The sequence below is a fragment of the Pseudomonas sp. PA-7-1E genome, from assembly GCF_021605325.1.
Lineage (GTDB): Bacteria > Pseudomonadota > Gammaproteobacteria > Pseudomonadales > Pseudomonadaceae > Aquipseudomonas > Aquipseudomonas fluorescens_BV.
Genome location: NZ_WKFA01000006.1, coordinates 81,797 through 106,981 on the forward strand (window position 1 = coordinate 81,797; position 25,185 = coordinate 106,981).

The following is a 25,185-nucleotide window of genomic DNA, read 5'->3' on the forward strand; positions in this document are numbered from 1 at the left end:
TTCTGGTCTCCTGGCATTCAGAGTATCCGTTCATGTTCCCGATGACGCCTATCGCGGCTGCGCTTGCGCTGCTGATATGTACGAGTGCGCTGGCGGCACCTGCTGCTTCCGGTGCAGCCACGCCCGGCAGCCTGATCACTCAGGCCCAAGGCTTGCCCGCAGGCTTTGCCGATCACTTTTTCGATGTACCCCTGGCGGTGCGCGTAGACCTGGACCACCAACTGCTTGGCGAAGCGCTGATCGTGCTGTCCCGGGATGACCGCGTTACCCTGCTCGAATTCACCGACACCGGCGACAGCAAGGTGCCGGCTGCCACCCGCGACACCTGGCAAGGTCTGCTGGAAAAAGGCGTGGCGTTGGGCGCCTGTACCCAGTCTTGCCCGCAAAAGATGATCTCTGCTTACTACAATCTGGAAAGCTCGCAGTTGTCGATCCTCACGCAGGACGTTGAACTGAGTAGCGAAGCCCCGCGCTTTTACGACCAGCCCGACGGCGGCAGCCTGGGGTTGATCATCAACAACCAGCTCAACCTCAATGGCGGTCAGCAAGACAGCCTCGGCGGCCGTTATGGTTTGCAAGCCAGTTCCAGCGTGGGCAACTGGAGCCAGGTGTTCAACCTGCAACTGGCGCGCCAGAGCGGTAATGACCAACCCATGCGCCACGCGATTCATGAGCTGTATACCCAGCGTGAACTGGAAGGGCAATTTTTTCGCCTCGGCCACTTCACCCCCAATTCCGATGGCCTGACCCGTCAACTGCGCAGCTTCGGCGCCAGCCCCGACACCGCCTTGGGCATCATGTACGGCAGTTCCGACAGCCTGGCGATCAACAACCCCAAGCCCAGCGTGTACCCGATCTACGTCACCGCCAACCGTCAGGCAGCGGTAGAGATTTATCGCAACGGCTTGTTGATCAACACCCAGGCCGTGGCCGCCGGCCTGCAAACCCTGGACACCCGGCCACTGCCCGGCGGTATCTATGAGGTGGAAGTACGCCTGGTGGAAGACGGCCTCACCACCAGCACTACCCAGGAGCTGGTGTACAAGCCCGGTAACTGGCGCAACGCCGAAGACCGCTGGCGCTACAACCTGTTCGCCGGGCGCGAAACCAAGCTGTTCAGCAACTGGGACGAGCAAGCCTCGGGTGCGGTGACGGCCGGCGCGTCGCTCAATTACCTGCTGCATCCACGGGTGATTCTTGGCCTGTCAGCCCGCCAGGTGCGCGAGCAACTGCAATATGGCAGCTCGGTGGACTGGACCGTTGCCGACAACACCAGCCTCTATGCCAATGTTTATCAAACCCGTGAACATGGCACGGGCCTTGACCTGCAAGGGCTCTACAGCTTCGGCGCGACCAACCTGGTGTTCAGTCACAACCGCAGCTGGCTCGACACCCGCGACACCTACGAAACCCTGCCCGACGGCACGCGCCTGCGGCGCAACACCTTTGTCGGCCAGGCCAGCAATTCGGCGTTGTCGGTCAACCATCGCCTTGATGCGAAAAACACTTTGAACATGCGAGTGTCCCACAGCCAAGGCAACGTCGAAGGTGCGGGGCTGGACCTGGGCTGGAGCCGTCACGACAGCTTTTTCGGCAGTGATGCCAACTGGCGTTTCTCGGTGTTCGACCGCCCCGGCAGCGCCGGCACCAATGACCAGCGCAACCGTGGCGTGGATGTGAGCCTGAGCGTGAACCTGGGCAGCGATGGCCGGCAGATTTCCGGCAGCATCGGCACCCGCACCGCCCGTGATGGCGGCCGCGATAACAATGCGTCGATCACGTATCGGCAGAACCTCACCGACCATGTGCTGCAAAGTGTCTCGGCCACGGCGATCACTGATACCTACGGCGTCGGCCTGTCAGGCATGGCCAACTTCAGTACCGACGTGGTCAGCGGCGACGGCTTTGTGCAGCGCAGCTCCTTCAATGGCGATTTCAGTGGTGGCTTGAACCTCAACAGCACCTTCGTCGCGGGCGCCGGGAAAATGCTGCTCAGCAGCCAGTACCAGGGCAACGGCGCGGGGATGATCATCGATGTGGAAACCGACCTCGACGAGATCGCCCTGCGCGCCGACGACCTGGGCGGCGGCAGCGCGGTACTGCGTCCGGGGCGCAACTACGTGCCGGTCTCGGCCTACAAGAGCAGCAGCGTGAGCTTCGACTTCGAAGGCAACCACCCGCCGGCGGCGAACATCCAGCCCGCACGCTCCAGTTACCACCTGAACAAGGGCGGCGTGGACTACCGCAAGATCACCGTGATGAAAACCGTCACCGTACTCGGCCGCCTGCTGGATGAACGCGGCGCGCCGCTTAAAGGCCATCACGTAATCAATCACGCCAGCCGTGGGGTCAGCGAAGTGGACGGGTTCTTCTCCATGGAGATGAGCGCCAGCGCGCCGACCCTGCAGGTGCGCTACCAGAACCAGTTGCTCTGCCAGTTCCGCCTGGACCCGAGCACTGCGCCGGATGAAAACGACGTGCTGATGATTGGTGATCTGCGCTGCACGCCGGACACGCTGGCCGAAGCTAACCACAAGGGCGAAACCGCCGGTTGACGGCGGTTGAAACGGGAGTTCATGACCTTGATTACCGCAATGAAAAAACGCTTGGGGCTCTGTGCATTCGCGCTGGTTTTGGGCGCTACCTACAGCTTGCCGGCACTGGCTATCGTCGAGCAGATCACGGCGGTGTTTCGCCCCGATCCGGCCAACCCAACGAGCAATAAATTCGTCAATACCACGCCGCAAAGTGGCTTGTGTCCCTGGCACGTTCCAGCCAGGTGCGAGGCGGTCAATACCTTCAGTATTCGTAACAGTTCGTTCCGGGCCTATTCCAATGGGCCGATACCGGCGTTTCCGGAGGATCCGCGCCAGAGCGCCTATTTCAAGGTGCCCTCGGCATTTCGCGATCTGCAAGTGACTCACACCGTCACCGGTCGTGCGGAGACGGTACAGATGCGCATTGCCGGTATTGGGGGACGGTGGAATGTCTCTTATCCACCGGGTGTGTCCGGCTGGGCCACGCCAGGCGTGGGCTGGAACGCTTATTGGCGAGGGGCGCCGGCACCGTGCTTGCCGATCAATTACATGGCGGCGGGACAAGCGTATGCGCTTTTTTTCTGGATCGTTCCAGAGAACGCCGGAGCCTGCAGCGTTACAAATGGTATGGAAATCGGGCGGATGAGCTACAGCACGCTTGAGTACGGCTACGAACTCAAGACACCAAACCCTCTGGGTATGGACGCTGGTACTTATGAGGGGTCCATCACTTACACCATGGGCCCGGGCGGCGATATGGATTTCGGCACCACCATGATCCCCGACGAAAACACCCTGACGTTCAACTTCATCTTGTCGGTGGAGCACGTGCTCAAGATTGACCTGCCGGCGGGCGGCAATCGCATCGAGCTGTTACCCGAAGGCGGCTGGCAAGCCTGGCTCAACCAGGGGCGGCGCCCCTCGCGGCTATGGCGTGACCAGACCTTCGCAATCTCCGCCAGCTCACGTTTCAAGATGACCCTGGAGTGCGGGCTGGTGATCGGCAACACCTGTGGCCTGCGCAACAACGACGGTGACGAAGTGCCGCTTCAAGTCGCCGTGAGCCTGCCCTATGGCTTGCGTGATCAGCACGACCAGGGCGTGAACAAACTGCCCCTGCGCCTCGACGGCGTCGGCACCGAACTGTTCCAGCCGTTGCAGTACGTGAACAACCGCGAGGGCAAGTTGCATTTCGAGGTGGGCAAGGATGACGTGGCCGACATGCTCAAGAAACCCGGCAGCACCTATTCCGGCGTGGCCACGGTGATCTGGGATTCGGAAGTCTAGGCGAGCCCGGCTCGCATATCGGCTCCCTGTGGTGGGCCGCGTTCAATCAATAAGGCGTAATCAAACATGAAACATGCAGTGTTAGGGGCTGGGCTGTTGCTGATGTCATTGGCGGCGCAGGCCGGGCCGGCGATCAATGTCGGCGTGGTGTATGACTACCTGGAGGGCGACCGCAGTTCTTATCTCAAGCGGGTGTTCAACGGCGGCACCAGCACCGCCTTTATCAAGGTCAATGTGCTGGAAATTGTCTATAACGCCGACGGCACGTCCAGGGAAATCCCGGTGGCCTCCCTGACGGATGACAAGGGCGCCGCCACCAGCCGCGACGGCCTGATGGCCAGCCCGGCGCGGTTGATCGTTCCGGCGGGCGGGCGCCAGGGGACGCGCTTGCTGTACATGGGCGAGCGCGACAAGGAGCGTTACTTCCGGGTGCGCTTCATCCCGGTGGTGCCGGAGAAGGAAGACGACTTCGCCGTGACCGACGCCGAGCGCGACGAGTACAAAAAAGATCTCGCCGCCGGCGTCAACGTCATGGCCGGTTACGGCACGGTGTTTTTCGTGCGGCCCAAGGACACCCGCTTCGATACGAAGGTCGTCGAGACCGCCGACCAGTACACACTGCGCAACGCCGGCAACAGCGTGGTGGTACTCGATGAGTTCCGGGACTGTTCAGCGGCGAAAAAAACCGACTGCGAAGCCACCACCAAACACCACATCCTGCCGGGACGCCAATGGCAGCTCGAGAAGAAGCCCGGACGTGAATACCGCTTCCAGATGATCGAAGGCCGCGACAAAACACCGATGACGGTCAACAGCAACGGGTGATGACAATGTTCAAGCAACTGACGGTATGGGCGGGGCTGGTCGCAACGTTGTTCATCGGCGGGCCGGTACAGGCGTTTCAGGAGCGCCAGAGTTTTGATGTGTCGGTCACCATTCCGATCCACGAAGCCTATGTGCTGCCCTCCGAACCTGACTGGATGGCGCAGGACCAACTGCTGGCCTGGGACCTGGCGACCTCCAGGCTCGGGCGCCTGCGCAAGAACTTCGACGTGAAAAACCTCAATGGCGGCGTAGCTGCGCGGCTGGGGGACGTGCCCTATCTGTTGAGCGGCCGCGACCGTATTGATTTGCGCGTGCTGTTCAACCGGGTGCCCCTGACCCTGGACTCGACCCAGATACTCAGCGCTGACGAGGCGGGCATGGGCCGGCGCGTCGAGCTGGAGATTGCTCCGATCGAGCCGCAGGGTGGATACCAGGGCGGGTCCTACTACGGCACGGTGCACCTGATGTTTGATTTTCTGGCGCCTTGACCGTTCGGGCTCATTTCATCGAGCTGCTGGTACTTCAGGTCGAAGGTGTTGCCGTTGTTCCATTTGGCGGTGGGGTTCTGCTGCTCAAGGTAACGCTCCCAACCTTCTCAACCGGGCTACCAGCGTACTGCGATAGGCCAGATGAATACCGGCCTCGTCGTCCGATGTGAGCCGGTGCTGGTCAAGCCGCGTGCGGGTAGCGGGGCTCGAATAACAGGGTTGGGTAGTCTGTAAGTCAGATGACCTACCCTAATCACGTCCATGAAAGCATGGGTATCTACACAACTTTTTGGTGCGACGGCGGACCTGTGGGAGGGGGCTTGCCCCCGATGGCGGCCTCAGGGCCGACCAGGGTGCTGGGCTTTGATCGAGTACATATCCGTGCTATGGGTTCCGCTTTTACAGCGGGTCACTTTCGAAAAGCGCGAAAGTAACCAAAGCGCTCTTGCCCCACCACTCGGCACCTCGCTTAGGCTCGGTGTGCCCGTAATCCGCCATGGATTTGGGGGGCCGCCGCCACGCGCCATCCATGGCGCGGGGCGGCTAAACCGGCATCCCTGCCGGTTTACCCCCCAAATCCCTGTCGAATTCCGGCCAGCGTGGTTTGACGGGGCGCCTAAGATCAAGATCAAAAGCAGAGCAAGAGCAAGAGCAAAAGCGGCTCGCTTCGCATCGTGGTTACGGTTGGCAGTGGCTACAAAAGTTGTGTAGATACCCATGCCCATGAAAGGCCAATACATAACCATTGCATCGCAGTTTGCGCTGCACGCTTATTTACCGGTGCTGCTCACGCAGGCGTTCTGCTCGTCGCCTTGCAGGTATGGCATCAATAGGGGCGCCATGCCTTTGAGCACCTGCACCGGCAGCGCCGAGGTGAAGGTGAAACCCTGCGCCGAACTGCCGGGCACGAAGGCGGTGAGCGTGCCGAAGTGGCGCTCGCCGATATAAAACACAAAGGTGGCGGTGCGGTTGATCGCTTTGGAGCTGAGAATGCGCCCGCCGGCACCGATGGCTTCGATACGGTTATCGCCGGTGCCGGTCTTGCCGCCCATGGCCAACGGTGTGCCGTCGGCGTGTTTGAAACTGCCGGCGACGCGTTTGGCGGTGCCGGCATCGACCACCTGGGAGAGCGCGCCGCGCAGGGCCGTCGCCACCTCGGAAGGCATCACTCGGCGGGCGCGGTCGGGGGCATTGATCAGGCGGGTGTCATAGGGCGTGCCGGCAGCAAAGTGCAGGCTGTCAATGCGCAGCACCGGAATGCGTACGCCGTCATTGAGGATGATGCCCATCAACTCGGCCAGCGCTGCCGGGCGGTCGCCGGAGCTGCCGATGGCGGTCGCCAACGATGGCACCAGATGGTCAAACGGATAACCCACGGCTTTCCAGCGCTGATGAATATCCAGAAACGCTTCGATCTCCAGCATGGTGCGGATACGCCCGTCGCGGGCGCTCTGATGGCGGCTTTTGAATAACCAGCTGTAAACCTCCTGGCGTTCGAACTGACTGGCTTTGACGATCTCGCTGAACGTCGCGTCCGGATGGTTGAGCAGGTAGCCCATCAGCCACAGGTCCAGCGGGTGCACCTTGGCGATATAGCCTTGGTCAGGCAAGTCATAGGCGCCTGGGCCGTAGCTGTCGTACAGCGTGTCGAGGCGTTTGTCGTTCAGCGTCTGCTGGCCTTTGGTTCCCGCCAGGCGCGCACGCAGGAAGCTGTTGAAACTCTCGCGGCTGGCGTCGGGCAGCAGGTATCGGTGCACGGCCGCCAGGCGGATCGGCGTGGGATGCAGACTGTCGAGGAAGGTTTCCAGGCGCGCCTGGGTGTCTTTTTTCTGGTACTTCTTCCAGAACTTGAGCAAAAAAGCGGTGCCTTCGCGGTCGGCGAATTGCGCCAGGTATTCCTGGCGGCGTGGCTCGCTGTCGTCCTTGAGCAACTGCGCGCTGTTGTTGGCGCTGGTGTAGGTGACGTAGCGCACCAGGTCGCGCATCAGGCGGATGAACGGCAGGTTGATCGACTCGCGCAGGGCATCGCGCAGGCTCGGGTTGCGGCCGTTGTCCTGGTTGCGAAAGTTATGGAAGCGGTGCAGGCCGCCACCGGTGAAAAAGCTTTCGCCGGGGCTGGCCGAATAGGTGCGGTCCAAGGCCGCTTCGAGCATGTCTGCCAAGGATTTGCCGGGATTTTGCAGCAGGTAGTCCACGGCCCAACGGCTGAGGCGGTCCTGCTCGGCGACCTCGACTTTTTTCAACGCTGCTGGCGTCAATGCGCCGTAGCGCTCATGTAGCTCGGCGATGATTTGCAGGTAGGTGGTCAGCACGCGCAACTTGGCGGTAGAACCCAATTCAAGCTTGCTGCCCTCGTTGATGTCGAACGGCTGGTCGGTGTTGTCGGTCTGCACCCGCACGCGCGCGCTGTCGGCGGTGCGCTCGAACAAGGTAAAGCTGTAGCGCACCTGCGGCGTGCTGGCGGGGGTGAGCAAGCGCTCGCCCAGCAGCCCGATCTCTTTGGCATAGACCGGGTCGGCCAGTTGCTTGAGGTACGCGGTGATCTGCTCCTGCAGTCGGCCTTGCAAGGTGCTGGTGGCGGACAGGTCCAGGCGGTCGAGGTCGTACAGCGGGCGATCGAGCAGCGCGGCCAGGCGGCTGCGGGCCACGCTGATGCCTTTGTTGGCCTCGATCTTCTGGGTGGTCGGTTGTTGCTGCCAGTCGCGGTAGGTGACCTGGCTGGCCAGCGCTGCCTTCAATAATCCCGGCTCGATCACGCCCTGTTGCGCCAGCAGTCGCAAGTGACTGTCGGTCAACTGCGCCAGCTCATCGCGGCCCTTGGTCAGGTAGTGGGACGGGCGGCGCTGGGCGATCATCAGCGACAGCACTTGGCGCAACGCCAGGCCACGGGCCGCCAGGCTGGGCGCGGTGTTCGTGGTGTCGGCCAGGGCCCGGTTGACCTGGTTGAAGTCGGCGCCATACCACACCCGCAGGCCTTCGGCCATGCCGTGCACTTCGCCGTGGCCGGGCACTGCCGAAAGCGGCACGCTGTTGAGGTAGTCGCGCACCACGTTCTGCCGAGCGAGGAGGGTGTCGGGGCCGTGCTGATAGGCGCGCACACTGGCCGAGAGCATCTGGCGCAGTTTTTCGCTGCCCGACAGGGTCAGGCCGTCCGGCGAATGGCGGTACTTTTCCAACTGCGTGGCCAGGGTGCTGCCGCCCGCCGTTTGCCCCGGCAGGTGCAACTGGCGCGCAACCTGTGACCACGCGGCCTTGGCAAAGCGCGGCCAGTCCACCGCCGGGTTGGCCTGGGCCGGCTGCGGGTCGAGCAACTCGCGGTTTTCGATAAACAGCAGGCTGCGCACCATCAACGGTGGCACGTCGCTGAACTGCGCATACAACTGCGTCGGGTAATTGAATTGATACAGCGGCGCGGCGCGGCAATCGGTGATGCTCAGCCCGGCCTGGATTTTTTCTGCGTAAGGAATAAACAGGCCGTGACGGCTGTAGTTCATCAGCGCCGCGGAGAAGCGTGCCTGGGACTCGATCACGTAATTACGCTTGAGCAGGCGCGGCAGGAAGTCGCCCAGGGCGCTGTAGCCCAGGCGCTGATCGAAGGGCCCGGCGCCGGGGTACAGAATCGCATCGCTGGCTCCGGGTTCGACGCGGTAGGTCAACTGCGCGGCCCATTGGCTGAGGGTGCGAGCCTGCCAGCGAGCGCTGTGCATCTCGCGCAACACGGCAAAACCCAGGGCGAGCAGCACCAGCAGCAGGATCAGCCAGAACAGCCGGCGCCATGGCCGGGGCGGTCTGAATTTTTTCGGCAATGGGGCGGGTGACGGGCTGTCGGCTTCAGCCTTGTGCGAGTCGGTTTGCCACAGTGCGCCCATAGTCGACTGATCCATTCCTACAGATTGATCGGACTTGTCTGAAGCGTAGACGCGAATTGCCTTGCCCATGAAGTTTGTCGACGGGGCAGCACACAGCGCGTCATGGCAGGCGTTAATTGTCTAGGCCAGCGGGTCGCTCGGCGGCGGTTAGCGTTTGATTTTAACTGCCCTCAGAGTATCAACATGACCGCTTCCACCCCTCCAGCCGACTCACAGCACCTCATCACGAGCGAGCAAATCGAAACGTTGTTTCGCGAGCCGCCGTCATTGCTGGCGGTAGCGCAAGAAAGCGCCCAGGCCTACCTTGACCAGCATTTTGCTGAACACAAATGGCAGGCCGGTCTGATTTATATCGCTGCGCCCGCCGACACTGACGGTAGCCTCGTTTACCAGGTCTTGTCCGAGTGGCTGCTGCAACGCCTGGCCCTCGCCGGCCCGGTGTTGCTGGTGGCGGACTATCACGTGGTCGCCCAACGGGTGCGCGAGGTGTTTGTGGAAGGTGGCCCGAGCCTGGTTGAACTGGAACGGCTGATCAACCGTTGCGGCGCACTGCTGTGGAGGACCTATGTGAAACGCCTGCAAGCCTGGTGGTCTGAAGAGCTGCCGGTGAACATGACGCGCTGGGGCTACCTGTCGGATGACCTGCTGACACTGCTATATGACTCACCCAAGCCGCCGGGATACAGCGAGGAGCAATTCGCCACACTGTTCCCCAAAACCCTGCTGCATCCGATTCGTCCGGATAACGAGTGGAGCGCCCACGGCGATGCATTGCGGGTGCAGGCGGTTTACCTGGCGGGGCCGCCCGTCGAGATGCTGCCGGTGCTGGTCCTTATTCACGGGCAACAGCGCTTGCTGTTCAGCCCGGCCAGTGGCCTGCACCCGCTGCGCGACGAGGACGAAATCGCTGCATGGTTGCCGGCTTTTGCTGAGGGCGCGTGCGTAGAGCAATGGTTTGCCGAGGACGTTGACAGCGATCCGTTCGACGCCCTGGCCGCGAGCTACCTGGCACGTCAACTGCGCGACATCGACCGGATCGACCGCAACCTGGCACTTGCACCGAGGCAGCATCAGGCGTTGCTCGACTACATCACCGATCCGCGACGCTGGTTCGTCGCCAGCCTGGGCGCGCGTCAGCAAGCGCTGCGCAGCGCCATGCCGCTGTGGCTGGCCCACGCCGAGGAGCAAGACAGCATCGCCTATGCGCGCCTGCTCCAGGCGCTGGTGGTGGCCCGCGAGCAAAATGGCGGAAAACAGTATCTCGACGGTATCGACTCGATCCGTCAGTTTGCCGATGACGCGCTCAAAACTTGCCTGCACGCTCAACCAGCGGCGCGCAAAGTGCTGCCTGCCGATGTTCAGCTGACCTTTAAACGGGTGATTGCCGCCGCAGTGCCGGTGCCGGGAGGTTTCATAGCGGGTGAAGTCGACCTGATCACCGTAAGCCTGACCGAACTGGCGCTGGAAAACCTGGCCGGGTTCCCTCACACCGTCACCAGCATCACGTTGAACGACGCCCCGGCGCCCGGTTGGTTGACTTACGACCTGCTGAGCGGGTGTGTGCAAATGGCTGACGTCGGCCAGGCTTACCCGGCTTTGTTGAAAAGAAAGCTGTTGGATGATCCAACCGAAAACGCTCGGCGCTTGCAGTTGTTCAAGCGCCAATTACGCGTGCAGTTGCCGATGCTGGCGTTGGAACTGAAGATCAAGGACGAGCACGGCCTGACGCTGGATGGCTTCAGGCGCGTGCAGGCTGCGCTGCAATCGCGCCTGGCCGATCGTACGGTACAGGACCAGGCAATGGCGCTGTGGCCGCTGGCGTTCAAGGCTTCGGCGGCTGCTGACGCCGATGAGGTGACCGCGCACTTCATCATTGGCCCAAGGGCCGGGCAGGCGGGCGTGCATCTGCTGTACCGGCCATTGCTCGAACCGATGTTGCAGGAGTACGCGTCGATCCACGCGTTGTTCGAGGCCATCAAGGCGCCAGGCCCATTACAGGACAGCGTGTTGACCTGGATCGCTCCGGCACGCCAGGCGGTCTACGCCAACGGCGGTTTCAATGAACCGCATATCCGTCGCTTTTTGCCTGGCGATGAGTTCGGCGTGTATGACAAACCGCCGGCGGCGCAACTGCACAAGCAGTTGGGCACGCAAGGCCCCTGCACCCTGGTGTTCAACGGCACGGCAAAGGCTCTGGTTGCCCTGGCTGACCGGCAATCGGTATCGAACGCCGAACAACGCTGGGCCCATATGAAACAGGTAGGTTGGCTGTTGTTTGCCAGTGTTCTGCCGTTGACCAGCGGGCCTTTGCAATTGGGCGGATGGTTGGTGCAATTGGTCGACAGCCTGCAGCAGGATATTCAGGACCTGGCCAGCGACGATGAACAGGCCAGGAACAAAGCCGTTACGGATGTACTGAGCAACCTGATGGCAATTCTTGCGCACCAGGCCACGCCCCACGCCCCCCATCAGGCGCTGCAACTGGAGCACCCCGTCTTTGCGCCGTTGGCACACGCCGAGCCCGCCGCGTCGGTGCCCGTTCGTGTCCCCGTGCCTGCAATGTTCCACACCCCGATCCGTTGGAGTAATGCGCGTAAAGACCTGACCACCGCGCAGAATGCTCGGGCACGCCGCCTGAGCCTCAGGGTTTTCTCCGGAGAATGGAGCAATGCCGAGCAAAGCGGCCCGCGCCAGGGTTTGGTCTATGACACTTCCTTTTCACCACCGCAATGGCATGCCTTGGTACGCGGGCACGTGTATCGGGTGGTGGACGAGGCCAATGCGGTGCGGGTCGTCAGCGCCGATGGCCGCGAGAAAGGTCCCTGGTTGAAATCCTTGGGTGACGGGTATTGGGATTTTGATGCGCGATTGCACTTGCCAGGGGGCAATGCCGATTCCGCGCTCGAAGCCGAACTGCAGGCACTTGAAGTGTCCGAGCCGAGCCTTGAACAGCAATATCGTGATGCTGGGCGCGCACGTGACAGGGCCGGTGCAGCCATGATCGTGGCGCGTAAGCTGGCGCGCGAATCAAAGGGCAAGGTTACCGAGGCACAGTTGGCGCAACTTGAGGAACGCTACCGCAAGGAAATGCAGAATAAGGTGACGTCCTCGCAACAAGAGCTGCAATTGCTGATGCGTTTGCGTGCGATCAAGCCACGGCCTCGCTATGAAGAAGAACTTTGTGAAGTGCTGGAATCACTGATTCTGGGCCTGCAATTACTGGATGCCGACACGCGTGAGCAGATGTTGCAGATCAATGCGCGCATCCGCCCTCTGCTCGATGTCCTGCAAGATGAGAGTGAGGACGAAGCCGGCTCCGATCTTAATCGCCAGGCCCATGCTGACCTGGACCGCAACATGCGTGAGCAAGTGGCAGCCGAGGAGGCGGCGATTCGCTGGCGCACGCTGGAAAAAACCTATATTGACCAACTCAGGGCAGTGCCGCGGCTTGGGCGCAACAAGGCCCGCGAGCTGCAAAATGACTTGGCTGCAAGGCCTTCGGTCCTGGATTTGCAAGCGTTGCAAGTGACCACACTGTGGGGCATCACCATTGATATCGAAGGCCCACCGCTGGAGGCGGAGTTTTTTGACAGCTTGAACCAGGTGATCAATCGTGCCCGCTGGGCCAGCCGCTCCCTGGCGGACCTGGAGCATCTTTCCATCGCGCGGGAAGAACGTGTAGAAGTGCTCAAAAGCCTGGGGCGCATCTATGCGCTCACCGACGACCACATTCAGTTCTGGCGCGCCATGGCGCCGGACACCTTTGACTTGGCCAATCTGCAAAAACTCCAGACGTTGCTGTCTGGCCTGCACCGTCAGGTTGAGGAGCAACTGGCTGACCTGCTGGACACCGCCCCCGGCGTGGTGTCGGTCAAGGCAGAGGCAGCAGGCTCGCGGCAAAAAAAGATCATCCGCACGCGCAACCGCGATGTGTATGTGGCCCGGGTCAAAGGCCCGACCGGCACCGCAGAGCTGGTGGACGACAAGGGCAGTGTGATCGCCACCTTCACCGAGGCCGACGACGGCGTATGGGAAGCGGTGGAACCGCCGGCCAAACCCCGTACGGCCAACCCGCAACTGGGTGCGCTGGTGAACAAGGGCCTGCGGCTGTTGGCAGGCGTCGACAACGCGATTGCGAAGGTGCAAGGCATGTCGGACAGGTGTGAGCCCGAATCCCTGCAAGCCCTGTTGGTGGCGCAAGCCAACAGTCGGCGTATGGTGGCGGCGGATATCGACAGAAAATTACGCAGCCTGGACGTCTCACGGCTGGCCGCCACCCAGCAGGCCAACGCCAGGGTGCGGGCCAGCGACTTGCGGGCCGCGGCGACGCGCCTGGAGGCGGCGGGTGTCGAGGCGCGTGTCCGGGCCAGCAAACTCAAGCTGACGCGGGCCGAAGATGTCGATTTCCTGCACGCGCTCAATGAGGTGCGCATCCAGCGACAAGGTGCCCGCGTACGCCTCAAGGGTAAAACCGTGGATTTTCTGCAAGTCTATGTTGTGCAGGATGCGCAAACGGCGCAGCCGCTGTGTTACGCGCACTTTCACTATGGAACCCGCCTGGGCCCGGACGATCACTACACCGCCGCCCACATCAAAAGCCCCGAGCAGCAGCGACTGGGGCGCCAGGCCCAGGCCGAAGCTGAAGCCCAGGCGTTCGCCCGAATGCGCAGCGGCCAGACCGGGCGCGTGCAGCAAACCCTGGACATCGACCGTGCGAGCATTTCCCGGCTGCTGGCCAGACGTTTGTTTTTCAGTGTGGACTGAACGGCACGCCGGCTCCCACATTTGAACGGCCTCGGGGTGCAGAACCGCGCCATCATGTGCTTGCCCCCAGGTGTCCCGATCCTGACCGGTTATGCAATACTCTGCGCCGTTTTGCGCCGGGAAGGCCGATCTAGACGCTTGGTGCTTGCACCGTCCAAGCGGTTTTTCTCGGGGCTTATCGCCAAATTTCCCTGTTTATTGAGTGAAAAGACCTGACGTTAGCTTTTTATACTGCACGCCCGCTGACCTGTGCGCGTGAGTCGCACCAGGCGGATTTGCCCATGAGGCGAGTCCGGTCCAGCCGGTGTATCAGCCCATCCGCGGATACGCCCAGGCTCGGTGGCTAAATCCAATAACAAAATGAGGTTGTATTCCTATGCCTGTCGGCAAACCACTGCCCCCTGGCGAGACCGCTCAAGGCGGCCCGCTCAAACGCGAACTCGGCGAACGGCATATCCGCCTGATGGCGCTCGGCGCGTGTATCGGTGTGGGGCTGTTCCTGGGGTCGGCCAAGGCCATCGAAATGGCCGGCCCGGCGATCATGCTCTCCTACATCATTGGCGGCCTGGCGATCCTGGTAATCATGCGCGCCCTCGGAGAGATGGCCGTGCACAACCCGGTGGCCGGTTCGTTCAGCCGCTATGCGCAGGATTACCTCGGTCCATTGGCAGGCTTTCTCACCGGGTGGAACTACTGGTTCCTGTGGCTGGTGACCTGCGTCGCAGAAATTACCGCGGTGGCGGTGTACATGGGGGTCTGGTTCCCCGATACGCCACGCTGGATCTGGGCACTGGCGGCGCTGATCAGCATGGGCACCATCAACCTGATCGCGGTCAAGGCGTTCGGTGAGTTCGAGTTCTGGTTCGCGCTGATCAAGATCGTCACCATCATTGCAATGGTGATCGGCGGCGTCGGTATCATCGCCTTCGGTTTCGGCAATGACGGCGTGGCGTTGGGCATTTCCAACCTGTGGACCCATGGCGGCTTCATGCCCAATGGTGTGCAGGGCGTGTTGATGTCCCTGCAAATGGTGATGTTCGCCTACCTGGGCGTCGAGATGATCGGCCTTACCGCCGGTGAAGCGCGTAACCCGCAGAAGACCATTCCCAGCGCCATCGGCTCGGTGTTCTGGCGCATCCTGCTGTTCTACGTGGGCGCGCTGTTCGTGATCCTGTCGATCTACCCGTGGAATGAAATCGGCACCCAGGGCAGCCCGTTCGTGATGACCTTCGAGCGTCTGGGCATCAAGACTGCCGCGGGTATCATCAACTTCGTGGTGATCACCGCCGCGCTGTCGTCCTGCAACGGCGGCATCTTCAGCACCGGGCGTATGCTCTACAGCCTGGCGCAGAACGGCCAGGCGCCGGCGACGTTCGGCACCACCTCCAGTAACGGCGTGCCACGCAAGGCCTTGCTGTTGTCGATCTTTGCCTTGTTATTGGGCGTACTGCTCAACTACCTGGTGCCGGACCAGGTGTTCGTATGGGTGACCTCCATCGCCACCTTCGGCGCGATCTGGACCTGGCTGATGATCCTGCTGGCCCAGCTCAAATTCCGCAAAGGCCTGAGCCCGGCGGAGCAGGCGGGCCTCAAGTACCGCATGTGGCTGTACCCGGTCAGCTCCTACCTGGCGCTGGCGTTCCTGGTGCTGGTGGTGGGCCTGATGGCGTACTTCCCGGAGACCCGTGTGGCGCTGTATGTCGGGCCTGCGTTCCTGGTGCTGTTGACCGTGTTGTACTACGTATTCAAGTTGCAGCCCGCCGTCGCCAATAGCAGCGCGACCCGCTCCGTTTAAATGTGCGGGCTTGCCTGCGATAGCGGTGGTTCAGTTGCAGATTAATTGACTGGCCCGCAGCCTTCGCGAGCAAGCCCGCTCCCACAGGGGGATCTGTGCCGGGCGTTGATCCTGTGGGCAATACCCAACCAATGTGGGAGCTGGCTTGCCTGCGATAGCGGTGGTGCAGTTAAAAATTCAGTGACTGACACTCCGCTTTCGCGGGCAAGCCCGCTCCCACAGGGGATCTGTGCCGGGCGTTGATCCTGTGGGCAATACACGACGAATGTGGGAGCTGGCTTGCCTGCGAAAGCGGTGGTTCAGTTGCCATCCTGGTGTCCGGCGGCGTCGCTAACTATGTAGTCGTGACGACGGCGCGGCTGGCGTAGCGTTGGTCCAGGCGCTTGTTCAGGTCCAGCCATGCCGCCAATAAGCCCATCAACACAGCGCCCGCCAAGGCCGTGGATAACTTGATCGCCAGGCTGTCGCCGGCCATGGCATTGAGCATGTCGGCCAGTGGCGCCAGCACCACGCCCAGGCAAAACACTTCCAGGGAGTAACGCCCCATCCTCGCCAATTGCAGGGCCAGCCACTGCTGCGTCCAGCCGACGTCGGGGAGCAATTTGGCGGTGACGTAGGCCAATGCCAGGAAGTGCAGCAGGCGCACCGGGGACAGATCGGTCTTGCTGATGGGGTACAGCCATTCGCCAATTACGCGTGGCATCCAGGCGTCATGCACCTCGGGCCAGCGCCAAGACAAGGTGATCACACAGGTCACCAACACGTAGAGCGCAGCGGCCACGAACAAGGGTTGGCGCAGCACCGGCCGCGCTTCGGCGCGGCTGGGTGAGCGCAACGCGGCTGCGCCGCCGAGGATGAACAAGCATTGCCAGGTGATGGGGTTGAAGTACCACACTCCGCCGTTGCTCGCGGGCAAATTCCAGCCCTGCCAGGGCGCCAGCAGGTACACCGCCACCGAAATCGCCACCATCACGTTGGGCACATACACCAGCAGTGGCAGGGTGAGCAGCAGGCTCAGGATCAGCACGATGTACAACGGCAACGGGTCGGTGAGGTTGGGCTTGAAGCGCAGCAGCAACTCATCCATCAAGGCCTGCTGGGTATTGCTGAGAAAATAACCCAGGCCCATTTCCTGCACCAGGTCGCGAGTCTCGATATGGCTGTTGGCGAAAATCACGATGCCCATCAACAGCGCCAACAGGAAAATATGCGCCACGTAGAGTGTCCACACCCGACGCAGGATTTTCAGGCAGGCGAAGAGATAGCCCTCGCGCTGCAGAATCTTGCCGTAGGCCAGCACGGCTGCGTAGCCGGCCAGGAACACGAAGATTTCCGCGGCGTCACTGAACCCGAAGTTCTGCACGGTGATGTTGGCGAGGGGGTTGTGAGGCACGTGATCCCAGAAAATGAAGATCAACGCCAGGCCCCGAAAAAAGTCGATGCGCGGGTCGCGTCCGTTCAGCATGGCAGCGGGCTCTTGAACAAGTAGTTGAATGACGAAATGTGAGCGCGGGCGTCGCCGCACGTCGGGCGGGCGCAGGTTGGCGGTATTTGTAAGCAATTGCAAAGGCTGGGTATTACTGAATGTCTCTAGAGATCAATGATCACCAGGGTGCCCTGGCTGCCGGCGAGCACACCGTGGGCAGTGCCGGCTTCCACCAGGTACATCTGGCCGGCGTCCACCCTGATGGCTTGATCACCGATGCGCAGGTGCAAGTACCCACTGATCACCAACAACCCTTCGTTGTAGTCGTGGGTTTCTTCCTCGTACGTCTGTTCATCCATGCGCAGTACTTTGATCCGCGCCGGGCCAACCTGGCCCAGGCGTGTGGATGTCCAACTGTCGGGCAGTTGCGCGGCGATTGCGGCGAAGTCCAGTAACGGCATGTGAATCTCCTTGTTTTCAACGATGCCGTCGGTGGTCCGGTTCAGCAGGCGGTGGGTCTTGTCAGAAAGTGTCCATCAACAAGACCCGGCACGGCTTGGCTTGATGCTCATTGATCTGGGGCACCAACCGGGTGAAGTGCTCGGTCTGGCAGTGCGCATCCAGCGCCGCTTGATCTGGCCATTGCTCGATAAAAATGAAGTGCCCAGGGTCTTTTTGATCGATGAACAAATCGTAGGCGATGCACAGCGGTTCCTGGCGGGTTTTTTCCACCAGTTCAGCGTACCAAGGGCGCACGGTTTCCAAATATTCGGGCTTGATAAAGTCTTCGGCGATGACTTTCAACATGCTAGGTGTCCTTTAGGCTGCAGCAATTTCATGCGGCTCAAAACTGTCCGCCCGCGCCATCTGCCACATCCGCGAATAAAACTCGCCGTTCACTTCCCCTGTGAGCAATTCCCCAGGCTTGAGGAATACATGCAACTGCGAAAACAGTTTGATCTCGGTCGCCGACATGCGTCGTACCAAGTGCTTGGCCGACAACTGCGACGGGTGATCGAGCCCGGCGGCGGCGAGCATTTCTGCCAGGGCATGCAGGGTGTTGCGGTGGAAGTTGAACACGCGCTGGGCCTTGTCCGGCACCACCAGCGCGCGTTGGCGCAGCGGGTCTTGGGTGGCGACGCCAGTCGGGCATTTGTTGGTGTGGCATGACTGCGACTGAATGCAGCCAATGGCGAACATGAAACCACGCGCCGAGTTGGCCCAGTCGGCGCCGATGGCCAGGACGCTGGCGATGTCGAAGGCGCTGACGATCTTGCCGCTGGCGCCGAGCTTGATCTTGTCGCGCAGGTTCAGGCCCACCAGGGTGTTATGCACGAACAGCAGGCCTTCGCGCAGCGGCACGCCGATATGGTCGGTGAATTCCACCGGCGCGGCACCGGTACCGCCTTCCTTGCCGTCCACCACGATAAAGTCCGGAAGGATGCCGGTTTCGAGCATGGCCTTGGCGATGCCCATGAATTCCCACGGATGGCCCAGGCAGAACTTGAAGCCCACAGGTTTGCCGCCGGACAGTTCGCGCAACTGAGCGATGAACTGCATCAGCTCGATCGGCGTGGAAAACGCGCTGTGACGCGACGGCGAGATGCAGTCTTCACCCATCATGATGCCGCGGGTGTCGGCGATTTCCTGGGTGACCTTGTGCTTGGGCAAAATCCCGCCATGGCCGGGCTTGGCGCCTTGGCTCATCTTGATTTCGATCATGCGCACTTGCGGGTTCTGGGCCTGCACAGCGAAGCGTTCGGGGTCGAAACGGCCGTCGCTGGTGCGGCAGCCAAAGTAGCCGCTGCCCAGTTCCCAGGTGAGGTCGCCGCCGTTTTCGCGATGGTAGGGGCTGATGCTGCCTTCGCCGGTATCGTGGGCAAAGTTGCCGAGCTTGGCGCCGTGGTTGAGTGCCCGGATCGCGTTGGCGCTCAATGAGCCGAAGCTCATGGCCGAGATATTGAACACCGACGCCGAGTACGGCTGTGTGCACTGCGGGCCGCCGACCATCACGCGAAAACTGCTGGGGTCGCTCAGTGGCGCAGGGCGCATGGAGTGGCCGATAAATTCAAAGCCTGACTGGTACACGTCAATCAGGGTGCCGAAGGGTTTGTCCGCCGTTTCGTTCTTGGCGCGCGAATACACCAGCGAGCGCTGGGCGCGGGAGAAGGGCAGGGCGTCGCTGTCAGACTCCAGCAGGTACTGGCGGATTTCCGGGCGGATGGTTTCCACCAGGTAACGGATATTGCCCAGGATCGGATAGTTGCGACGCACCGCATGGGGGCTTTGCAGCAGGTCGACAATGCCGATCAGGCTGAGTACACCGGTGACCAGCGTGATCGGCCACAGCCATTCATGTTCGATAAAGGGGAGGCTGGCGAGGGTGAAAATGACGCACACAGCAAAGAAGGCGTAGCGGCTTAACAAGGACAGGCTCATACGGTTTCCTTGGGTTCGGACTCTTCAGGTCGATTAACCATTCTGCACCTGTCGACAAAGCACGGACAAGGATTGATCGTCCAGTCAGCTATTTGGGCCTCTGCGTATTTGTACAGAAAAAAATTATCAGCTGATCAGGAACGTATTGCTGCCCCATCACATTCATTGAGTGTCTGGTTGTGACCGGGCGCTGTGAAAGTAAGGACACTTTATCAAGAAGGAATTTATAACGACCAAAACGAGTGACTTACCTATGACGACATCGATAGCGGTAGGGAATGCTTTTTCCAATGTCTGGAATTCTGCCCCCTCCAGCCACGATTGGAATAAAAGCCAGTTAACCGGCGCGCTACGGGAGCAAATTGCCCAAGAACACAAACGCATGGAAGGTATCGAAAAACCCGAGCAGGATGTGAGCCGAAAGCCGGAGATTGCCACAGGCCGCCCACCGGGTGATAACCGCACCGCCGAACAAATCGTCAACGATAATCCGATCCTCAAAAAACTGGGTCATCAAAAAGATGTCAGTCGCTCATTGGCTTACAAACTTCTGGGGGATTGGACGAGTAACAACAAAGACCCGGACGCACGGGCTGATGCAGCCTTCAACGCTGCGCGGGTGCTCAACTATATCGATACGTCTTTATCGGCTGACGGCGAACACCGAGGCAAGGCGCACGGAAATGGCGACCTTGAAGGCATTACCCGTAGCGGCGACGCTCGGCACGGTACACCTGCAGGCATGTGGAAAGACTTTACGGAACAGGGTTATTTAGCCTTGCATGAGCATCACCGTCTGGATAGTACCAGCGACACCCATGTCAGGAAGGACGGCACCAACAAAGATAACGTGCAGTGGGCTGCCGGCGAGGCTGGAAAGAGAACCCGGTTTATCCCTGGGCTCAGCAACATTCTTCTAGGTATTGGCGATTCGGAACCGGGAGTGATCGGAGCTATCAAAGGGGCCAAGGCGGGTTTTGACAAAACTCGGGCTGATGGTTTCGATGAAGCGCTCGCCAGCGCTACGAGAGGAAATCTTGTCGGCGTCGTTAAAGGGTATATCAATGCCGTGAAGAACAACGAAGCCAAGCCGAATGAGGCCCAGTCAACACTGGATAAGATCAGCAGTTAAGCCAGTTTGGTTTAATGGTTGGACGCCACAGGAAATGGATTTCCAGAAGGCCCAAAGCCCCTCGTGTTATACCTTTATTGCAATAGGTTCTCGTTTGTCTGTGCGATATTATGTTACTGTATAACAAATCAACCGCGCCCAGACGCCCCGGAGGCCTCATGAAAGCTGGTATCCACCCCGACTACCGCACCGTGCTGTTCCACGACACCGCCGCCGATGTGTTCTTTCTCATCGGTTCCACTGCTGACAGCGATCGCACCCAGAAACACAGTGACGGCAACACCTATCCCTACATCCCGCTGGACGTCTCCAGCGCCTCGCACCCGGTCTACACCGGCCAGCAGCGCAAGACCCAGGCCGAAGGCCGGATTGCCGGTTTCAACAAGCGTTTTGCATCGTTTGGCTCGAGCCCGAAAAAAGCTGACGCATGAGCATGATTCGGCGGCGTGCCCTACGCCGCCGTCTGCCGAATCGGCAGTACTACCCGAAACTTCGTACCCTTGCCCACCTCACTGCTGACGCTGATATCGCCACGGTGTTTCTTGACGATCCCATAGGACAACGACAAACCCAACCCGGTACCTTCGCCCACCGGCTTGGTGGTGAAGAACGGGTCGAAAATCTTCTGCACGCTCTCTGGGGCAATCCCACAGCCGTTGTCTGCGACTTCCAGCCACACGTTCTCGCCGTCCACCCCGTTGCTGATGGTGATGGTGCCGCGCTCAGGGCCCATGGCTTGTGCGGCGTTGATCACCAGGTTCATCACCACCTGGTTGAGTTGCGAGGCCAGGCACTCGATTTCCGGCAGCGGCGTGTAGTGCTTGACCACATCGGCCTTGTACTTGAGTTCGCTGGCGACGATGTTCAGCGTCGAATCAATGCCTTGCTGCAGGTTGGCGAATTGCCAGGTCTGGTCGTTATCCACCCGTGAAAAGTTCTTCAGGTCCTTGACGATCTGCACCACACGGCCGATGCCTTCCTTGGATTCGCGGATCAGGATTGGAATGTCGTCCTTGAGAAAATCCAGATCCAGCTCGTTGCGCAATGCCGTGAGCGGTTCGCGATGTTCTGGCGCCCCGATGTGCGCCTCGCTGCGCTGGTAGGCATCGAGCATCTGTTGCAGCTGCTTGAAGTAACTGTCGAGGGTGCTGAGGTTGGAGGAAATAAAGCCCACCGGGTTGTTGATCTCATGGGCGACACCGGCCGCGAGTTGCCCCAGTGAGGCGAGTTTTTCCGACTGCACCAGTTGGCTTTCCAGGAGCTTGCGCTCTTCAATTTCCAGTTGCAGCGCTTGGGTGCGTTCTTCCACCAACCGCTCCAGCTGCGAGGTTTGCAGGGAAGCGCGGCGCGCCATGTCCCATTTGTTGGCCAGGGTGTTGGCCATTTGCTGGACTTCAATGTTGTCGAACGGCTTTTTCAGGATCAGCAGGCGGTCGTGGGCGTGCAGGCGAAACAACAGGTCATCCCAGGAATAGTCCGAGTAGGCGGTGCACACCACCACTTGCAGGTCGGGGGCGACTTTCCACAGTTCTTCAATGGTCTTGGCGCCGTCCCAACCCTGGGGCATCCGCATGTCAACGAAGGCCAAGGCATAGGGGCGCTGTTGCGCCATGGCGCTGGTCAGCAAGCCCAGGCCTTCCTCGCCGCCATACGCGCCGTGCAGTTCGAATGCCTGGGTTTGAGGTTTGGCGGTGTCGCCGAACAACGCCGACTCCATTTCATCCAGCGCTTCGGTTGAGGCTTCGTCGGGCATCAGGATCTTGCGAAAATCCTCATGAATGGACGGTGTGTCATCGATGAGCAGGATGCGCCGGTTGGGAGGTTGGTTCATGAGCTGCTTCCGGCAAGGGTCAGGGGGATGGTCAAGGTGAAGACGGCGCCAAGGCCCGGCCCGTCGCTGTGGGCGCTGAGCTGGCCGTTCATTTCCACGGCGGCCAGGGCGCAGCTGTGCAGGCCGAAGCCGTGACCTTCCTTGCGGGTGGTAAAACCGTGGGTGAAGATACGTGCCATGTTCTCGGGTGGTATGCCTTCGCCATCGTCCTTCACACTGATCTTCAGGGTCTCGTCGCCTACCGATTCCACCGCCAGGGTGATTTGCCGTGGCCGCTCAGACAGTTTGTCCATGGCGTATTTGGCGTTGCTGATCAGGTTGACCATGATCAGCAATAACCTGTGCTTGTCCGCCAAGATCTCCGGCACCGGGGCGTACGCCTTCACAACAGTGACATGGTGACGGCTCAGCGCGCCGGCGTTCATACGCAGGGCGTCATCCATCAAGGCGCTGATATTGACCGGCTCCAGCAAGGTAGACGCACCCGCATAGGATTGCTGGGTCGAGACGATGTCCTTGATGTGGTCCACGCTTTTGCTCAACTGCGCCAGCTCATCGCTCATGCCTTGCTGTTCGATGGCAATCGCTTCGACCAACTGGTTCAGATAGCCCGGCAGCAACTTGCCCTTTTCATCCTCGGTAAGGAAGGTGCCCAGGTCGCCTTGGTGAGCGTTGATCAGTTGCATGGCCTTGCCCAGGCCGAGTGCCTTGCTGCTGCGCAGCTTGCGGCTGACCAGGTCGGCAGAGATGTTCACACTGTTGAGCACGTTACCGACGTTGTGCAGCACGTTGGTGGCGATCTCCGCCATGCCGGCCTGGCGGGCGCTGTCCATCAGCTCGCTCTGGGCATCCTTGAGCTGTTGCGTGCGCCGCTCCACCCGTTGTTCCAGGGTTTCGTTGGCGGCCTGCAACGCGCGGTTGACGCGATTTATCTCGGCGAAGCTACGCAACAGGCGCACCGCCAGGTAGAGCAGCATTACCACCAGCAAGGTCGAGAAGATCAGCAGGTAGCGATGGTACTGATGATCGATGAGGTCAGTGGCCTGCTGGTCCTGATTGAGGTGAGTGGTCAGGTCATCGAGGTGTTCGGCCACCGGCACGGCGGCAATCCGCTCGAGCAGGCTGTTGACCAGAGGCTGTTCGCGCAGGATCAGCGAAATATGATTGCTGAGGATCTCCACCGGTGCCTGGAACTCGCTGGGCAGGCTCTGTTGGTTGATGGCCAGCTTGCCCAGGCCCACCAGGATATCGGCGGCACGTTCGTCGCTGGTGACTTGGGCGAACTCCAGGCTGCTGAGCAGCAGGTCGTAAGTGTCGGTGGCCACGCTTTGCAGTTGCAGGCGGCCTTCGTCGGTCATGCTGTTGAATTGGGCCTGGATGTCGTCTTCGGCCGTCGGCAAAAAAGCCAATGAGTTACGCAGCACTGCGTTGTGGGATTTGAACTGGTCGACGAGCCGGGCTTTTTCCTCGATGGCCGTCAGGTACGCCGCATGGCTGGCTTGCCAACCGGGCAGGTCGGCAGCGCTGTGGTAGGTGTCGCGGCTTTCCAGTTCAGCCCCGATACGGGTCATCTCGGTCAGCGGTGTGACCAGTGGGTCGTAGTTGTGGGTGATCGCGATGCGGGCCTTGAGTACTTCGCTGTCCCACTGAGCATTGAGCTGCTGGAGTTGGCGGATCAAGTCGCGCGACTGGGTATAAGTGGCTGTCTGGTCGCGTGAAGACTTGAGGTACAAAAACACCAGGGTGGAGGCCAGGAACAGGGTGATGAGGCCTAGCAGGATTTGGCTGGTGCGTCGGCGTGACAAGGGTCTCATAACGGCTTGCCCGCCCATTCGCCGGTCAGGGTCTTGAGAAACTGGATAATCAGGTCCTTGTCTTCCTGGGACGGGTTGCGCCCCAACTGGTACTTGAACATCACGTCAACCGCCTCTTCAAGGGTCTTGGCCGAGGCGTCGTGGAAGTACGGCGCCGTGACGGCCACATTGCGCAGGCTGGGCACCTTGAACACATGGCGGTCTTCCTCATCCTGGGTCAGCAGGTAGCGCCCCAGGTCCGATTCCAGCGGGTTGCCGCGGGCCTTGAAGTAATCGCCCATTACGCCGAACTTCTGGAACATATTGCCGCCAATGTTCACGCCCTGGTGACAGGCAATGCAGCCGTAATCCTTGAAGCGTTGATAGCCGTATTTTTCCTGGCGGGTCAGGATATCGGTGTTGCCCAGCAAGTATTGGTCAAACCGCGAATTGTGTGTCAGCAGCGTACGCTCGTAGGTGGCCAGGGCATTTTGCACATTGGAAGCGGTGACGCCATCGGGATAGGCCTGTTTGAACGCGTTCTCGTAGGCGGGCAGGGCGGACAGGTTGCGCACCACGGTATTCCAGTCGCTGCCCATTTCCACCGGGCTGATCACCACCTGCTCGACCTGCGCCTCCAGCGTGTCCACCCGACCGTTCCAGAACTGTTTGAAGTTCAGGCTGGCGTTGAACACGGAAGGGGTGTTGATCTGCACCGGTTTGCCGTCAAAGCCAATGGAGAATGGCTTGTTGTCGGCACCGCCGCTGGTCAGTTGGTGACAGCTCGCGCAGGACAAGGTGTTGTTGACCGACAAACGCGGCTCGTTGAACAGTTGGCGACCCAACTCAACCTTGGCCGGGTCCAGTACTGGAACCGCCGGCAAGGGCTTGAGCGCTTCGTCCAGCGGCGCGGCTGACAGCGATGCGGTGCCCAGGCATAACGCGAACATCAGGCCGGAACGGTGGTTTACGACATTGCTCAAGCGAGCACTCCTTGCA

The 25,185-nt window shown here is 60.7% G+C and carries 16 protein-coding genes; 8 read left to right on the forward strand and 8 right to left on the reverse strand.

The features are described 5' to 3' along the window. The first annotated feature begins 32 nt into the window (after window positions 1-32). From GIW79_RS05995 to GIW79_RS06010, 4 genes are all read left to right on the forward strand, one after another. A complete protein-coding gene (locus GIW79_RS05995; protein ID WP_186526468.1) occupies window positions 33-2,555 on the forward strand; it encodes a CS1-pili formation C-terminal domain-containing protein in 2,523 nt (840 codons plus the stop codon). A gap of 21 nt (window positions 2,556-2,576) precedes the next feature. Then, window positions 2,577-3,824 carry a hypothetical protein gene (locus GIW79_RS06000; protein WP_054922508.1) on the forward strand — a complete coding sequence of 416 codons (1,248 nt, stop codon included), beginning with the start codon at window positions 2,577-2,579 and terminating at the stop codon, window positions 3,822-3,824. Window positions 3,825-3,890: 66 nt separating this feature from the next. Further along, window positions 3,891-4,649, forward strand: coding sequence for a hypothetical protein (locus GIW79_RS06005; protein WP_054922506.1), 759 nt, complete (start codon window positions 3,891-3,893; stop codon window positions 4,647-4,649). 5 nt (window positions 4,650-4,654) lie between these two features. Continuing rightward, window positions 4,655-5,137, forward strand: a complete 483-nt coding sequence (locus GIW79_RS06010; protein WP_054922516.1) for a CS1 type fimbrial major subunit — start codon at window positions 4,655-4,657, stop codon at window positions 5,135-5,137. A 770-nt stretch (window positions 5,138-5,907) separates the two neighbouring features. Here the strand turns inward: GIW79_RS06010 and GIW79_RS06015 are convergent. Beyond that, complete coding sequence (locus GIW79_RS06015) at window positions 5,908-9,006, reverse strand: transglycosylase domain-containing protein (protein WP_034126433.1); 3,099 nt, start codon at window positions 9,004-9,006, stop codon at window positions 5,908-5,910. A 183-nt stretch (window positions 9,007-9,189) separates the two neighbouring features. Between GIW79_RS06015 and GIW79_RS06020 the strand changes: the two genes are divergently transcribed. Next, complete coding sequence (locus GIW79_RS06020) at window positions 9,190-13,770, forward strand: hypothetical protein (RefSeq protein WP_236454633.1); 4,581 nt, start codon at window positions 9,190-9,192, stop codon at window positions 13,768-13,770. 376 nt (window positions 13,771-14,146) lie between these two features. Further along, window positions 14,147-15,565 carry an amino acid permease gene (locus tag GIW79_RS06025; RefSeq protein ID WP_054897689.1) on the forward strand — a complete coding sequence of 473 codons (1,419 nt, stop codon included), beginning with the start codon at window positions 14,147-14,149 and terminating at the stop codon, window positions 15,563-15,565. A 334-nt stretch (window positions 15,566-15,899) separates the two neighbouring features. Here the strand turns inward: GIW79_RS06025 and GIW79_RS06030 are convergent, their stop codons facing one another. From GIW79_RS06030 to GIW79_RS06045, 4 genes are all read right to left on the reverse strand, one after another. Next, window positions 15,900-17,030 carry an OpgC family protein gene (locus GIW79_RS06030; protein ID WP_054917575.1) on the reverse strand — a complete coding sequence of 377 codons (1,131 nt, stop codon included), beginning with the start codon at window positions 17,028-17,030 and terminating at the stop codon, window positions 15,900-15,902. Window positions 17,031-17,155: 125 nt separating this feature from the next. Further along, window positions 17,156-17,452, reverse strand: coding sequence for a cupin domain-containing protein (locus GIW79_RS06035; RefSeq protein WP_057976091.1), 297 nt, complete (start codon window positions 17,450-17,452; stop codon window positions 17,156-17,158). Window positions 17,453-17,513: 61 nt separating this feature from the next. Next, window positions 17,514-17,798, reverse strand: coding sequence for a putative quinol monooxygenase (locus GIW79_RS06040; protein ID WP_236454632.1), 285 nt, complete (start codon window positions 17,796-17,798; stop codon window positions 17,514-17,516). Between the two features lie 12 nt (window positions 17,799-17,810). Then, window positions 17,811-19,430, reverse strand: coding sequence for an FMN-binding glutamate synthase family protein (locus tag GIW79_RS06045; protein WP_054897693.1), 1,620 nt, complete (start codon window positions 19,428-19,430; stop codon window positions 17,811-17,813). A 253-nt stretch (window positions 19,431-19,683) separates the two neighbouring features. Here GIW79_RS06045 and GIW79_RS06050 point away from each other — a divergent pair, with 253 nt between their 5' ends. Both GIW79_RS06050 and GIW79_RS06055 read left to right on the forward strand, forming a co-directional pair. Then, on the forward strand, window positions 19,684-20,562 hold the full coding sequence (locus tag GIW79_RS06050) for a hypothetical protein (RefSeq protein WP_236454630.1): 879 nt from the start codon (window positions 19,684-19,686) through the stop codon (window positions 20,560-20,562). A gap of 158 nt (window positions 20,563-20,720) precedes the next feature. After that, a complete protein-coding gene (locus GIW79_RS06055) occupies window positions 20,721-20,993 on the forward strand; it encodes a type B 50S ribosomal protein L31 (protein WP_034126440.1) in 273 nt (90 codons plus the stop codon). Window positions 20,994-21,013: 20 nt separating this feature from the next. Here GIW79_RS06055 and GIW79_RS06060 read toward each other — a convergent pair whose 3' ends face one another. From GIW79_RS06060 to GIW79_RS06070, 3 genes are read right to left on the reverse strand one after another with little or no spacing between them, the layout of a single operon-like run. Further along, window positions 21,014-22,393 carry an ATP-binding protein gene (locus GIW79_RS06060; RefSeq protein ID WP_127880882.1) on the reverse strand — a complete coding sequence of 460 codons (1,380 nt, stop codon included), beginning with the start codon at window positions 22,391-22,393 and terminating at the stop codon, window positions 21,014-21,016. After that, window positions 22,390-24,207 (reverse strand): DAHL domain-containing protein, encoded by a 1,818-nt coding sequence (locus GIW79_RS06065; RefSeq protein ID WP_236453964.1) that lies wholly within the window; start codon window positions 24,205-24,207, stop codon window positions 22,390-22,392. The genes GIW79_RS06060 and GIW79_RS06065 overlap by 4 nt, the downstream gene beginning before the upstream one ends. Next, on the reverse strand, window positions 24,204-25,169 hold the full coding sequence (locus GIW79_RS06070; protein WP_236453967.1) for a cytochrome-c peroxidase: 966 nt from the start codon (window positions 25,167-25,169) through the stop codon (window positions 24,204-24,206). The genes GIW79_RS06065 and GIW79_RS06070 overlap by 4 nt, the downstream gene beginning before the upstream one ends. Between the last annotated feature and the right edge of the window lie 16 nt (window positions 25,170-25,185).